The sequence below is a fragment of the Aeromonas sp. MR16 genome (assembly GCF_022549315.1).
GTDB classification, from domain to species: Bacteria; Pseudomonadota; Gammaproteobacteria; order Enterobacterales; family Aeromonadaceae; genus Aeromonas; species Aeromonas aquatica.
Genome location: NZ_JAKZFK010000001.1, coordinates 390,351 through 403,727, shown reverse-complemented (window position 1 = coordinate 403,727; position 13,377 = coordinate 390,351). Strand labels below are relative to the sequence as shown.

At 64.8% G+C, this 13,377-nt stretch carries 11 protein-coding genes; 3 read left to right on the top strand and 8 right to left on the bottom strand.

The window, feature by feature from the left end:
• Positions 1-7: 7 nt before the first annotated feature.
• The 8 genes from MM194_RS01735 to MM194_RS01700 form a co-directional block, all read right to left on the bottom strand.
• On the bottom strand, positions 8-796 hold the full coding sequence (locus MM194_RS01735) for a sulfite exporter TauE/SafE family protein (RefSeq protein WP_241342449.1): 789 nt from the start codon (positions 794-796) through the stop codon (positions 8-10).
• 92 nt (positions 797-888) lie between these two features.
• Positions 889-2,325, bottom strand: a complete 1,437-nt coding sequence (gene arcD, locus MM194_RS01730; protein WP_241342448.1) for an arginine-ornithine antiporter — start codon at positions 2,323-2,325, stop codon at positions 889-891.
• A 381-nt stretch (positions 2,326-2,706) separates the two neighbouring features.
• Entirely contained in the window at positions 2,707-3,468 is a 762-nt protein-coding gene (locus tag MM194_RS01725) for an SDR family oxidoreductase (protein WP_241342447.1), read from the bottom strand.
• An 85-nt stretch (positions 3,469-3,553) separates the two neighbouring features.
• A complete protein-coding gene (gene mmsB / locus MM194_RS01720; RefSeq protein WP_241342446.1) occupies positions 3,554-4,474 on the bottom strand; it encodes a 3-hydroxyisobutyrate dehydrogenase in 921 nt (306 codons plus the stop codon).
• Between the two features lie 41 nt (positions 4,475-4,515).
• The gene (locus MM194_RS01715) at positions 4,516-5,625 is read right to left on the bottom strand and encodes an enoyl-CoA hydratase/isomerase family protein (RefSeq protein ID WP_241342445.1); all 1,110 of its coding nucleotides are present in this window, start codon (positions 5,623-5,625) and stop codon (positions 4,516-4,518) included.
• Positions 5,626-5,688: 63 nt separating this feature from the next.
• Complete coding sequence (locus tag MM194_RS01710) at positions 5,689-6,495, bottom strand: enoyl-CoA hydratase (RefSeq protein WP_241342444.1); 807 nt, start codon at positions 6,493-6,495, stop codon at positions 5,689-5,691.
• Positions 6,496-6,587: 92 nt separating this feature from the next.
• A complete protein-coding gene (locus MM194_RS01705; RefSeq protein WP_241342443.1) occupies positions 6,588-7,745 on the bottom strand; it encodes an acyl-CoA dehydrogenase family protein in 1,158 nt (385 codons plus the stop codon).
• A gap of 84 nt (positions 7,746-7,829) precedes the next feature.
• Positions 7,830-9,341 carry a CoA-acylating methylmalonate-semialdehyde dehydrogenase gene (locus MM194_RS01700; protein ID WP_241342442.1) on the bottom strand — a complete coding sequence of 504 codons (1,512 nt, stop codon included), beginning with the start codon at positions 9,339-9,341 and terminating at the stop codon, positions 7,830-7,832.
• Between the two features lie 292 nt (positions 9,342-9,633).
• On the opposite strand from MM194_RS01700, the gene MM194_RS01695 reads away from it, so the two are divergent.
• The 3 genes from MM194_RS01695 to MM194_RS01685 are packed head-to-tail and all read left to right on the top strand — an operon-like array spanning position 9,634 to position 13,346.
• A complete protein-coding gene (locus MM194_RS01695; RefSeq protein ID WP_241342441.1) occupies positions 9,634-10,782 on the top strand; it encodes an isovaleryl-CoA dehydrogenase in 1,149 nt (382 codons plus the stop codon).
• A gap of 55 nt (positions 10,783-10,837) precedes the next feature.
• Positions 10,838-12,484, top strand: a complete 1,647-nt coding sequence (locus tag MM194_RS01690) for a carboxyl transferase domain-containing protein (protein WP_033131980.1) — start codon at positions 10,838-10,840, stop codon at positions 12,482-12,484.
• A 10-nt stretch (positions 12,485-12,494) separates the two neighbouring features.
• Entirely contained in the window at positions 12,495-13,346 is an 852-nt protein-coding gene (locus tag MM194_RS01685; RefSeq protein WP_241342440.1) for an enoyl-CoA hydratase-related protein, read from the top strand.
• Positions 13,347-13,377 lie beyond the last annotated feature (31 nt).

Here is a 13,377-nt window from a genome sequence, read left to right as displayed (position 1 = left end):
CAATAAATCAGCTAAATAACATGAATTTTGCCCCCACAACCAGCATCAGCAGGGCGAAGGCCTGCTTGAGCCGCTGGGGAGAGAGGCGGTGTGCCAGCCGCGCGCCGATGCGGGCAAACTGGGTGCTGGTGAGGATGATGCCGAGCAGCGCCGGCAGATAGATGTAGCCGACGCTCCACTCGGGCAAGTCGGTGCGGCCCCAGCCGGCGTAGAGGTAGCTCAGGCTGCCCGCCACCGCGATGGGGATGCTGCAGGCGGCAGAGGCCGCCACGGCGTTGCGCATCGGCACCGAGTTCCAGCTCAGGTAAGGCACCGTCATGGAGCCGCCCCCTATGCCAAACAGCGCCGAGAGCCAGCCGATGAAGGTGCCCGCGATACCGGTGCCGATGGGGCCTGGCAGACGGCGCTCCGCCTTGGGTTTGAGGTTCAGCCCCATCTGCACCGCCATGGTCCAGGCGAAGCAACCGATGATGATGTTGAGGGTGCTGGCGCTGAGCTGGCTGGCGGTCATGCCGCCGAGCCAGGCGCCGATCAGCATGCCCACCCCCAGCCGGCGGATCATCACCCAGTCGACCGCGCCGGCCTCCTGGTGTGCCCGCAGCGAGCTGAAGCCGGTGAAGATCATGGTGGGCAGCGAGGTGCCGAGGGCGAGGTGGGTGATGATCTCGGGGGAGACTCCCTGAGCGTGGAAGCTCAAGACCAGCACCGGCACTATGATGAGCCCTCCCCCTATGCCGAACAGCCCGGCCAACAGACCCGCGAAGGCCCCCAACACCAGATACCCCAAAAACAGCATAAAAATTCCTTCCCTAGCAATGTGGTGGTCATATTGACCAGATCCGCGCATAAAAAAAGAGATGGCACCAGGCCATCTCTTTATTGTGCCGATTAATGCAGGGGAATGGTACCGTCCATCACCTTGTAGAACGCCAGCACGGCGCAACCGAGCAGGGCCGCCGTCATCCCCTGCTCCAGCCGGTTGAGGCTGCGCAGGCCGTGATGCTGGCGCGCCTTCCAGTAGATGAAGATGCCCGGGCTATAGAGCAGCGCCACCAGCAGCAGGTATTCCACCCCAGCGGCATAGACCAGCCAGCAGCCGTAGACGGTGGCCACCAGCGCCAGCAGCAGGTCACGCTTGCGCTGGTGGGGTTGGTTCTCGTAGGTCGTGCCCTGCATCGCCAACTTGAGGCCATAGGCGCCGGAGAAGACATAGGGCACCAGCGCCGCCGAGGTGGCGATGTTGACCAGCGCCAGGTAGGTACTGTTCTGGAAGTAGATGATGATGAGGAAGACCTGCACCAGACAGGTGGAGCACCAGAGCGACACCTGGGGCGAGCCGTTCTTGTTCTCCTTGGCAAACCAGGCCGGGAAGACCCCGGTCTTGCCCGCGATGTAGGGCACCTCGGCCGCCAGCACAGTCCAGCTCAGCAGGGCCCCCATCACCGAGATCACCAACCCGATGTTGATGAGCCAGGCACCCCAGGGACCGACCACGGCCTCCAGGATCATGGCGGTGGAGGGGTTCTTGAGTTCGGCCAGTTGCGGCTGGTTCATGACCCCCAGGGAGAACAGGGTCACCATCACGTAGAGCGCCAGGGCGCCGAGCAGGGCCAGCACGGTGGCACGGCCCACGTCCTTGCGATGACGGGCACGCGCCGATACCACCACGGCCCCCTCGATGCCGATGAAGACCCAGAGCGTCACCTTCATGGTGGACTTGACCTGATCCATCACGGAGCCGAGCTCGGTGTTGCCATGACCCCAGAAGTCCAGGGTGAAGGTCTGCATGTTGAAGGCGAGCAGCACGGCGACACAGAACACGATGAGCGGCACCATCTTGGCGATGGTGGTCACTATGTTCACCAGGGCGGCGACCTGGATCCCGCGCAGCACCAGGGCATGCACCGACCAGATGAGCACAGAGGCGAGCGTGATGGCGACCGGCGTGTTGCCATCGCCGAAGATGACGTTGTCCGGCGTGTCGAAGAAGTAGCTCAGGGCGCTGAACACCACTATGGCGTAGGAGACGTTGGCCAGCAGCTGGCAAAGCCAGTAGCCCCAGGCCGCGTTGAAGCCGACGAAATCACCGAAACCGGCCTTGGCGTAACTGAAGATACCGCCATCGAGATCCGGGCGGCGCATGGAGAGGTTCTGGTACACCAGGGCGAGGCAGATCATGCCGATCCCGGTGATGGCCCATCCCAGCGCAACGGCCCCGGCGCTGGCATGAGCCGCGATGTTCTGTGGCAGACTGAAGACCCCGGCACCGACCATGGAGCCGATCACCAGCGAAATGAGGGCGCCTAGCCCTAGTTTCTTGTCCATCTCAATCCTGTTTGATTAGGCGGCTACAGAGCATCCGTATTCATGCTGCGCGCGACATGGGAGGGGCGAAAAATCCGTGCCCCGTGAAAAAGGCGGCAACTATATTGCATGACTATTCCGACCGCAATCCCTCATAGCGCCGATCATGCACCGTCTTGACCGCGCGCAATTCTACAGCACTGACTCTGATGGCCTGTGAGCTGGTTCAAATTAAGAGAGACCCGTTGATATTTCACATTTTTCAATGACCTGGCGCCCCTTTTTCAACAAGACCTGCATGGGTATTCATCTTGGCAACACCCCGCCCGTTTCGGCCTGCCAGCCCGCCCACCAATAAAAACGCCCCTGGTGGCAAGGGGCGTCGTGGCATCGCAGGCGGGGTCAGAGCCGCAACCCGCCATCGAGATCGATGATCCGCCCGGACAGGTAGTCGTTGGCGAGGATGAACTGCACCGTCTGGGCCAGTTGCCCCCCCTGCCCCAGGGTGCCGACCGGGATGGCCTGCTGCATGCGGGCCATGGCCTCGGGCTTCATCGCCGCCGTCATGTCGGTGGCAAACACACCGGGCGCTATGCCCATCACCCGGATCTTATGGCGCGCCAGCTCCCGTGCCCAGGTCACCACCAGGGAGGCCACCCCCGCCTTGCTGGCGGCGTAGTTGCTCTGGCCTATGTTGCCGGCGCGGGCAATCGACGAGATATTGATGATGACACCCCCCTGCCCTTCCTTTGCCATCAGCGCCGCCCCCTCGCGACCGCACAGGAAGGTGCCGGTGAGGTTGACGTCGATGACGGCCTGCCACTGGGCCAGGCTCATCTTCTCCACCAGCTCCCCCTCCTTCACCTTGATCAGCATGCCGTCCCGCAGGATCCCGGCGCAGTTGATCAGGCCGTGCAAAGCGCCACATTGCTCCTTGATGGCGGCGAAGGTCGCCTCCACGTCGGCCTCGTCGGCCACGTTGCAGACGAACAGGGTGCAGCGCCCGTCACGGCTGCGCAGCTCCGCCTCGGTCACCTCCAGATCGGCGCGATTGACGTCGATAAGGGCCAGCACGGCCCCCTGACTGGCCAGACTGAGGGCGATGGCGCGGCCAAGCCCCCGTCCCGCCCCTGTGATGGCAATGACTCTGTTATGAATGTCCATGAATGCTCCTGGTTATTGGGCTGGCCGCTGGCCTCAGTACGGTCAAGACGTTCGATAAATGGGATGATGGGCGGCTCGCCACCACCTAACCCGGCTGTGATTTGTCCAGATAGAGCTCGAGAATGCTGGAGAAATCCTTGGATCCCTGCCCCTGGCTCGCGTGCAGGTTAAACAGGTTGCGAGCCAGGGCTCCAAGCGGCACGGCGCTGTGGGCGTGCTCGGCCAGCGCCATGGCCAACCCCAAGTCTTTCACCATCAACTTGGTCATGAAGCCCCCCTGATAGCCGCGCGAGGCGGGCACGTTCTCCATCACCCCGGGCCAGGGGTTGTAACGCTCCAGGCTCCAGTTGTTGCCCGAGCTCTTGCCCATGATGGTGGAGAGGACGCTTGGATCCAGCCCCTCCTTCGCCCCGAGCGCCAGCGCCTCGGCGGTGCCCGCCATGTGAATGGCGAGCAGCATGTTGTTGCACATCTTGGCGATCTGGCCCGCCCCCAGGGCCCCGGCGTGGAACAGGTTCTGCCCCATCAGGGCCAGGATGGGTCTGGCCGCCTCAAAATCCGCTTGCTCGCCGCCGACGATAAAGGTCAGCGTCCCCGCCGCCGCGCCCGCCACGCCTCCCGAGACGGGGGCGTCGAGGAAGCGGATACCTCGGGCTCGCGCCGCCTCCCCCACCTGGCGGGCCGAGGCCACGTCTATGGTGGAGCTGTCGATGACCAGGGCCCCCGCCGGCAAGGCTCCCAGCAGATCCTGCCCGCCTCTCTCTCCCGCACTCTCGCCAAGCCAGAGCCCGCGCACGTGCTCGCCTGCCGGCAGCATGCTGATGACCAGCTCACAGCCGCTCACCGCCTCGCGGGCATCGCCGGCGGCGACGCAACCGGCCGCGATCGCCCGGGTCAGGCTGTCGGGCACCAGATCAAACACCTGTACCGCATGTCCCGCCTTGGCCAGGTTGGCGGCCATGGGGCCCCCCATGTTGCCGAGCCCGATGAATCCAATCCTTGTCATTGTTTGCTCCTTGCTCTCTTGTTCGCTGTGCTTGCGTTGCGCTACCGGGCGCCAGCCTGCAGGGGGTTGATCCCTTGGGGCCACACATAATACTCATCCAGCCAGTCAGTGCCGGGCTGCGGCGCCAGCCAGCGGGGCGACTTGTCCTTGTCGATGAGCAGCGCCCTCACCCCCTCCACGAAGTCCCCCCTGAGCACGCAGTTGACCGACAGCGCCAACTCGTCGGCGAACACTTCCGCCAGGGACTGGCGGCGGGCCTGCCAATACTGGCGCCAGAGGATGGCGCGGCTGATGGGGCTGCCGCTGAGGCAAGTCTCCCGGGCCTGGGCCAGGCGCTCCTCGGTATCGTCGAAGCCGGCCTCAAACAGCCGGTCGAGCACCCCTTGCAGGGTACGGCCGGCCATCAGCCCATCGATCCTGACCTGATGAGGCAAGAGTATGGGTGCCGGGAAATCAGCAATAACCTCTGTCTGCAGGCCCCTGAGCAGTCGATCCAGCTGCTCGCGAGGCTCGTTTCCCGACCAGTCGAGGGCGGCCAGGCGGGGCAGCAGCTCGGCGCGCTCCGAACTGGCCATGGCGTGATCCGCAAGGCCGAGGCCGATGGCATCGGCACCGTTGAAGCGCGCCCCGGTCAGCCCGAGCCAGAGTCCGAGTCGCCCCGGCATCCGGCTCAGGAACCAGCTCGCCCCCACGTCCGGATAGAGGCCTATGGTCACCTCCGGCATGGCGAACAGGCTCTTCTCGGTCACTATCCTGAAATCGGCGCCGGCGAACAGGCCGATACCCCCCCCCATGCAGATACCGTCCGCCACGCAGATAAGCGGCTTGGCATAGCGGTGGATATGGTGATCGAGCCTGTATTCCTGCTCGAAGAAGTCGCGGGCAAAGACGAACTGCTCATGCTCGCTGGCCTCCTTCTGGTAATAGAAGGAGCGGATGTCGCCGCCGGCGCAGAACGCCTTCTCACCGGCCCCTTGCAGCAAGACGCAGACCACGGCGGGATCCCGCTCCCAGGCCGTGAGCACCTCCTGCAGGCGCTGGATCATCGGCAGGTTCAGGGCGTTGAGGGAGGCGGGACTGTCGAGGGTCAGCACGCCGATCCGATGGCCATCCCCCGTGGGATAGAGAGCCATCCGTACAGCTTCACTCATGATCTGCACCACCTTGTATTCCGATGTTCATCATCGTGGGATAGTAAAGATGCCCGTAGCCTTTCACTCATGGGCCCCTCCATCTTGCTTGGGCGACGCGCCGTAGTGCCAGCGCGGCGGCCGCTTCTCCAGGAAGGCGGCAACCCCCTCGCGCTGGTTGGCGTCCGCAAACAGGCCGAGAAAGAGGCTGCGCTCCTGCGGCAGGGCGTCATCTCGATGGCCGCTGCGGCCCTGGTTAATCAACTGCTTGCAGGCACGCAAGGCGCTCGGGCTCTGGCGCTCCACCAGCTGCGCCATCTGCTGCGCCGCCGCCCAGGCGTGGCCTTCGGTGACCACCTCCTCCACCAGCCCCATTTCGTAGGCCAGGGTGGCACTCACCTTCTCGCCGCACAGGATCATGCGCTTGGCCCAACCCGGCCCCACCAGCTCGGTGAGGCGCTGGGTACCACCGGCGCAGGGCAGCAAGCCCACCGACGCTTCAGGCAGCCCCAGCTTGGCCTGCTGCTCGGCGATGCGGATGTCGCAGGCCAGCGCCACCTCCAGCCCGCCCCCCATGGCATAGCCATTGATGGCGGCGATGCTGACGCCGTGGAAGCGCGCAAGCGCCTCGAAGGCGCAGCCGAAAGCCTCGGCCACCGCGCGGGCGTGCTCCAAATCGCCATCGGCAAACATCTTGAGATCGGCGCCGGCGCAGAAGAACTTGTCCCCCGCCCCGCGGATCACCAGGGCCACCACGTCCGGGCGGCCATCGAGCTCCACCATCATCTGCAAGAAGGCTTGCAGGCTGGCGAGGGTCCAGGTGTTGGCTGGCGGGTGGTCGAGGGTGATGTAGGCCACGTGGCCGTGGTATTCGAGCCTGATCCTTGTCATTGCATCGTCCTTGTGAATAAACCTGCCCCATGATGACAGGGTTGAATGGAGCCGACTTTCGGCTGGCTCACAAAGCCTGATCCGGGTTCGAGTTACTCCAACGAAAGGCCGGGCTCCGCCAGCAGGCGGCGGGCGATGATCAGCCGCATCACTTCGTTGGTGCCTTCCAGGATGCGGTGTACCCGAGTGTCGCGCAGGTAGCGCTCGAGCGGGTACTCGCGGATATAACCATAGCCGCCAAAGAGTTGCAGGGCCTCGTCGCAGACCCTGTAGCCCACGTCGGTGGCGAGCCGCTTGGCCATGGCGCACCAGGCGCTCTTGTCCGGGCTGCCCCTGTCCAGCTTGTCGGCGGCCTGGCGCACCAGCAGCCGGGCGGCGGCAAGCTCGGTAGCCATATCCGCCAGCTTGAACTGCACGCTCTGGAATTCGCTGATCGGGCGACCAAATTGCTGGCGCTGCTGCACGTGAGCCAGGGCATCGTTCAGCGCCTGCTGAGCCGTGCCCACCGAGCAGCTGGCGATGTTGATGCGCCCGCCATCCAGGGCCTGCATGGCAAATTTGAAGCCCTCTCCCTCCTCCCCCAGCCGGTAGCGGGCGGGGATGCGCACCCCGCTGAAATTCACCTCCCGGGTCGGCTGACTGTTCCAGCCCATCTTCTCCTCGGCCTTGCCATAACTCACTCCCGGCGTCTCGGCCGGCACCATGAAAGCGGAAATCCCCTTGGCTCCCTCGCCGCCGGTGCGGGCCATTACCACCAGCACCTGGGTGCTGCCCGCCCCCGAGATAAACACCTTGCTACCGTCGATGAGGTAAGTCTCACCCTCCCGCACGGCACGGGTCTTGAGGGCCGCCGCGTCCGACCCGGCCCCCGGCTCGGTGAGGCAATAAGAGCCCAGCAGCTCGCCGCTGGCGAGCCGTGGCACCCACTCCTCGGCCACATCGCTGGGCAACCAGGCGCCCAGCATCCAGCTCACCATGTTGTGGATAGTCAGATAAGCCGTAGTGGAGGTGCAGCCCATGGACAGGCGCTCGAAGATAAGGCTGGCATCGAGCCGTGGCAGGGCCAGACCACCGTACTGCTCAGGGGTATAGAGACCGCAGAAGCCAAGCGCCGCCGCCTGCTTGATGGTGGGGATGGGGAACTCGTGCTCTCTGTCCCAGCGGGCGGCATGGGGTTTGAGTGCCTCGTCGGCGAAGGCGCTGGCGGCCTCGACATAGGCCAGTTGATCCAAGGTCAAAGTAAAATCCATCTTGTTCGCTTCCTCGTTATCTCGATTGTTTATCGCTGCTGATGATCATGGTTAACGCCAGAGGGAATGACCCAGGCCCCTCAGTCAACGCAGGTGTATGGTCATATTGGGGCCGGTCGGGATGTCCTCGTCGAACCAGCGCTCGGTCACCGTCTTGGTCTCGGTGTAGAAGCGCACCGCCTGCTTGCCGTAGGCGTGCAGATCCCCGTAGAAGGAGCCGCGCCAGCCGGTGAAGGAGAAGAACGGCAGCGGCACCGGGATGGGCACATTGATCCCCACCTGGCCCACCGCCACCTCGTGGCGGAACTTGCGGGCCGCGGCGCCGCAGCCGGTAAAGATGGAGGTGCCGTTGCCATAGGGGTTGTTGTTGATGAGGGTCAGCGCCTCATCCAGGTTCTCCACCTCGAGACAGGCGAGCACAGGGCCGAAGATTTCCTCCCGATAGATGCGCATCTCGGGCGTCACGCCGCGAAACAGGGTGGGCCCCACCCAGTTGCCCACCGGGTAGCCGGGGACGTCGCAGAAGCGGCCGTCCAGCAGACACTCGGCCCCTTCTTTTATGCCCGCCTCGATCAGCCCCTCGACTCGTACCTTGGCTTCCGGGCTGATGAGGGGGCCATAGGCGGCTTGCGGATCGTGCCAGATCCCCGGTGTCACCCTGGCAAACTCGGTGGCGAGCGCCGGGATCCAGTCGCGGGCGCTGCCCACAAATACCGCCACGCTGATGGCCATGCAGCGCTGACCGGCGGCGCCGACGCCGGCCCCCACCAGGTTGCTCAGCACCTGGCTCTTGTTGGCGTCCGGCATGATCACCATGTGGTTCTTGGCGCCGACGAAACACTGGGCCCGCTTGAGGTGATCGGTGGCGGTGCGATAGACGTGGGCACCGACCCGGGCCGAGCCCACGAAGCTGACCGCTTTGACCTCAGGATGGGTGAGCAGCGTATCCACCTGCTCGGCGCCGCCGTGCACCACCGAGAGGATGCCCTTGGGCGCCCCCGCCTCGGTGAACAGATCCGCCAGCCGCATGGGGGTGAGGGGATCCTGCTCAGAAGGTTTCAGCACGAAGCCATTGCCGCAGGCCACCGCCAGCGGGAACATCCACAGCGGTATCATGGCCGGGAAGTTGAACGGCGTGATGCCGACGCAGACTCCCAGCGGCTGCACCCAGGAGTGGCCATCGACCCGGCGCGCCACGTTGCCCATGGTCTCCCCCAGGGTCTGGCTCGCGATGGCGCAGGCCTGCTCCACCACCTCGATGCCGCGCCACACATCCCCCTTGGCATCCGCCAGGTTCTTGCCGGTCTCCTGGGCCAGCAGGGTCGCCAGCTCGTCGTGATGCACCTTCAGCAGGTGCTGGTAGTTGAACATCACCCTGGCCCGCTCCGGGGCCGGCACCTCCCGCCACAGCAGATAGGCATCGTGGGCCGTGCGTACTGCGAGTTCGATCTCGGTCTGGGTAGCCTTTGGCACCCGCGCCAGCAGGCTCTGATCCGCCGGGTTGGTCACCTCGATCCACTGCTCGCTCGCAGACGGATACGCCTCGCCGCCGATATGGAGCGGCAGATCCCCGTACTGGGTGTGGTGCTGACTCATGCTGTTCTCCCCTTTGCTCTTGTCTCTGTGCCCATCCCGGTAACGTCGGCGTCGTCCCTGAGCCCTGGCTGCGGGCCGCCATAGCGGTTGCCGTTGCTGATCATCTTGCCCGCGCCCTGAGTTCGACCACGCCGAGATGCCCCTTGCAGTCACCCCTCAACGCATTTACCTTAGACTAACAATTCGTTTACGTTTACGCTAACGTAAACTTGATTCGTGAGTGGACTGACCCCTTCTCCCTTGCGCGGGACAGTCGGCCCTCTGAGTACAACCCTATAAAAGGAGAGCAAGGATGCATGCCCTGATGGACGAGACCCTCCAGGCCCTGACCGAACAGGTCGAAGCCTTCTGCCGACAAGTGATAGCGCCGCGCGCCGAGGAGATAGACAGGAGCAACGCCTTCCCCCGCGACCTCTGGCCCTTGATGGGTGAGCTCGGCTTGCACGGCATCACGGTGGCGGAGGAGTATGACGGGGTCGGCCTCGGTTACCTCGCCCATGTGCTGGTGATGGAGCAGGTGAGCCGCGCCAGCGCCTCGGTCGGCCTCTCCTACGGCGCCCACTCCAACCTCTGCATCAATCAGATCCACCGCCACGGCACCCCTGATCAGAAGGCGTGCTATCTGCCTGATCTCGTCAGCGGCAAGCACGTGGGGGCGCTGGCCATGAGCGAGCCAGGGGCCGGCTCCGACGTGGTCGCCATGCGGCTGACGGCGGAAGACAGAGGCGATCACTTCCTGCTCAATGGCAACAAGATGTGGATCACCAACGGCCCGGATGCGGACACCTTCGTCATCTATGCCAAGACGGATCCCAAGGCGGGAGCAAAGGGCATCTCCGCCTTTGTCGTCGAGGCGGGCACCCCGGGGTTCACCACGGCTCAGAAGCTGGACAAGCTCGGCATGCGAGGCTCCAGCACCTGCGAGCTGGTGTTCGACGATTGCAAGGTGCCCAAAGAGAACCTGCTCGGCCCCCTGCACGGCGGGGTCAAGGTGTTGATGAGCGGACTGGACTACGAGCGAGTGGTGCTGGCGGCGGGGCCGCTCGGCATCATGCAGGCCTGCATGGACGTGGTGCTGCCCTATGTGCGCGAGCGCAAGCAGTTCGGCCAGGCCATCGGCGAGTTTCAGCTGGTGCAGGGCAAGCTCGCGGACATGTACACCCGCCTCGCCAGCAGTCGCGCCCTGGTCTATTCGGTGGCGAGCGCCTGTGACAAGGGCCACACCAGCCGCAAGGATTGCGCCGCCGCCATCCTGTTTGCCGCCGAGAACGCCACCCAGATGGCGCTGGATGCCATCCAGCTGCTGGGGGGAAATGGCTATATCAACGACTACCCCACCGGCCGTCTGTTGCGGGACGCCAAGCTCTACGAGATAGGGGCTGGCACCTCGGAGATCCGCCGCTGGCTCATCGGTCGCGAGTTGATGGGGGAAGATGCATGAGCCGCCTCCCGAGATCCCCTGATGTCGACAACAAGGAACCGGCGAGGGTTAGCGTATGAGTCAAATACACGCTCGTATTCAATCTCACCTCGACACCGCCAGCCCGGAGTTTGTGGCCAACAAGGCCGCCATGCAGGCATTGGTCAGCGATCTCAATGCCCGCCTCGACGAGATTGCCCAGGGTGGCGGCGCGGCCAACAACGCCCGCCATCAGGCCCGTGGCAAGCTGTTGCCCCGCGAGCGCATCGACAGGTTGCTGGACCCAGGCTCCCCCTTCCTCGAACTCTCGACCCTGGCGGCCTGGCAGGTCTATGACGACCCGGTACCCGCGGCCGGCATCATCACCGGGCTGGGCCAGATCGCAGGCCGCCTCTGCCTGCTGGTGGTGAACGATGCCACCGTCAAGGGGGGCACCTATTACCCCCTCACGGTGAAGAAGCACCTGCGGGCCCAGGCCATCGCCGAGCGGCTGCGGCTGCCCTGCCTCTATCTGGTGGATTCCGGCGGCGCCTTCCTGCCCATGCAGGACGAGGTGTTTCCCGACCGCGAGCACTTCGGCCGCATCTTCTACAACCAGGCGCGCATGTCCGCCCAAAACATCCCCCAGCTCGCCGTGGTGATGGGGCTCTGCACCGCCGGCGGCGCCTATGTGCCCGCCATGGCCGACGAATCCATCATGGTCAAGAGCCAAGCCACCATCTTCCTGGCGGGCCCGCCCCTGGTCAAAGCCGCTACCGGGGAGACCATCAGTGCCGAGGCCCTCGGTGGCGCCGAGGTGCACTGCGCCCACTCCGGGGTGGCGGATCATATGGCGCTGGACGATGCCCATGCACTGGCCATCGCCCGCACCCTGGTCAGCAACTTAGGGGACAGCCATCTGGGTGAAAAAAATATTCCGGCGTTGGGTTCCTCTCCCCTCTCCCAAACCTATGACGAGCCACTCTACCCCATAACGGAGCTGTATGGCCTGGTGGGCACCAGCCTCAAGCGCCCCTATGACGCCAGGGAGCTCATCGCCCGCCTGGTGGATGGCTCCGAGTTTGACGAATTCAAGGTGCTGTTCGGTACCACGCTGGTCACCGGCTTTGCCCGGATCGCGGGCATGCCCGTGGGGATCCTCGCCAACAACGGGGTACTGCACAGCGACAGCGCCCAGAAGGGAGCCCACTTCATCCAACTCTGTAACAAGCGTGCCATTCCCCTGCTGTTCCTGCAGAACATCACCGGCTTCATGGTGGGCAGTGCGGCAGAGAAAGAGGGCATCGCCAAGCACGGCGCCAAGCTGGTCACCGCCGTCGCCTGCAGTAGGGTGCCCAAGATCACGTTGCTCGTCGGTGGCAGCTTCGGCGCCGGCAACTACGGCATGTGCGGTCGCGCCTATGAGCCCGACTTCCTGTTCAGCTGGCCCAACAGCCGCATCTCGGTGATGGGAGGCGAACAGGCGGCCGGGGTGCTGGTGCAGGTGCGCCGGGACAAGCTGGCGGCCGAGGGCAAAAGCGTGAGCGAGCAGGAGGCCGAGGCCATCCGCGCACCGGTGATCGCCCAGTATGAACAGCAGGGTCACCCCTACTACGCCAGTGCCAGGCTGTGGGACGACGGCGTCATCGATCCCGCCCAGAGCCGTACCGTGCTGGCCCTGGCGCTGGCGGCCTGCCGGGGCGCCGAACTTGGCCCAGAACAATACGGCATCTTCCGGATGTAAGGAGTTCAGCATGTCCGATCCCCTCTTTGACAACGCGCCCCAGGCCGGTTTTCGGCTGGAGCGCCACGGCCCCCTGGCGGAACTCATCCTGGCGCGCCCGGAGCGCCACAACGCGCTGGATGCCGACCTCATGCAGGGGCTGCTCGATGGCCTGGATGAGCTGGTTCAGGGCCAGACAGGCGCCGGTCGTCCCCATGCCCTGCTGCTGCGGGCGGAGGGCAAGCACTTTTGCGCCGGCGCCGATCTCAACTGGATGCGCAGCCAGGCCCACGCGGATTTTGATCCCAGCTCTTTTGAGAAAAACCGGGAAGACGCCCGGGTGCTGGCCAAGCTGATGCAGACCCTGGATGAGCTGCCCTTCCCCACCCTGGCACTGGTGCAGGGGGCCGCCTACGGCGGGGCGCTCGGCCTAATCTGCGCCTGCGACATAGTGCTCGCCGCCGACAACGCCCGTTTCTGCCTCTCCGAGGTGAGCCTGGGGTTGGTGCCCGCGGTGATCAGCCCCTATGTGGTGCGCACCATGGGCATGCGCCAGGCCCGCCGCTACATGCTGAGCGCCGAGCCCTTCGATGCCATCACCGCCTGTCGGCTCAATGTGGCACACCAGCTGATGCCGGCGGCCCAGCTGCTGACCGAGGGGCGCCTGCTGGCCCTGCGCCTGTGTCGCAACGGCCCCGCCGCGATGAAAGAGACCAAAAGGTTGCTGGCCGCCATCGAGGGCCAGCCCGTCCACCAATGTGAAGAGAAAACCGTCGAGACCATAGCCCGGGTGCGGGTCGGCCTCGAGGCCCAGGAGGGCATGCAGGCCTTCTTCGACAAACGCCCCCCCGGCTGGCGCCCCCGTTTCAAGGATGAAGCATGACTATTCACACGCCCATCAAACGCTTGCTGAT

Excerpts from the sequence above, each read along its gene's own strand:
- MM194_RS01715 (WP_241342445.1), bottom strand. The coding sequence starts at position 5,625 with ATGAGTGAAGCTGTACGGATGGCTCTCTATCCCACGGGGGATGGCCAT.
- MM194_RS01725 (WP_241342447.1), bottom strand. The coding sequence starts at position 3,468 with ATGGACATTCATAACAGAGTCATTGCCATCACAGGGGCGGGACGGGGG.
- MM194_RS01695 (WP_241342441.1), top strand. The coding sequence starts at position 9,634 with ATGCATGCCCTGATGGACGAGACCCTCCAGGCCCTGACCGAACAGGTC.
- MM194_RS01690 (WP_033131980.1), top strand. The coding sequence starts at position 10,838 with ATGAGTCAAATACACGCTCGTATTCAATCTCACCTCGACACCGCCAGC.
- mmsB (WP_241342446.1), bottom strand. The coding sequence starts at position 4,474 with ATGACAAGGATTGGATTCATCGGGCTCGGCAACATGGGGGGCCCCATG.
- MM194_RS01710 (WP_241342444.1), bottom strand. The coding sequence starts at position 6,495 with ATGACAAGGATCAGGCTCGAATACCACGGCCACGTGGCCTACATCACC.
- MM194_RS01685 (WP_241342440.1), top strand. The coding sequence starts at position 12,495 with ATGTCCGATCCCCTCTTTGACAACGCGCCCCAGGCCGGTTTTCGGCTG.
- arcD (WP_241342448.1), bottom strand. The coding sequence starts at position 2,325 with ATGGACAAGAAACTAGGGCTAGGCGCCCTCATTTCGCTGGTGATCGGC.
- MM194_RS01700 (WP_241342442.1), bottom strand. The coding sequence starts at position 9,341 with ATGAGTCAGCACCACACCCAGTACGGGGATCTGCCGCTCCATATCGGC.
- MM194_RS01705 (WP_241342443.1), bottom strand. The coding sequence starts at position 7,745 with ATGGATTTTACTTTGACCTTGGATCAACTGGCCTATGTCGAGGCCGCC.
- MM194_RS01735 (WP_241342449.1), bottom strand. The coding sequence starts at position 796 with ATGCTGTTTTTGGGGTATCTGGTGTTGGGGGCCTTCGCGGGTCTGTTG.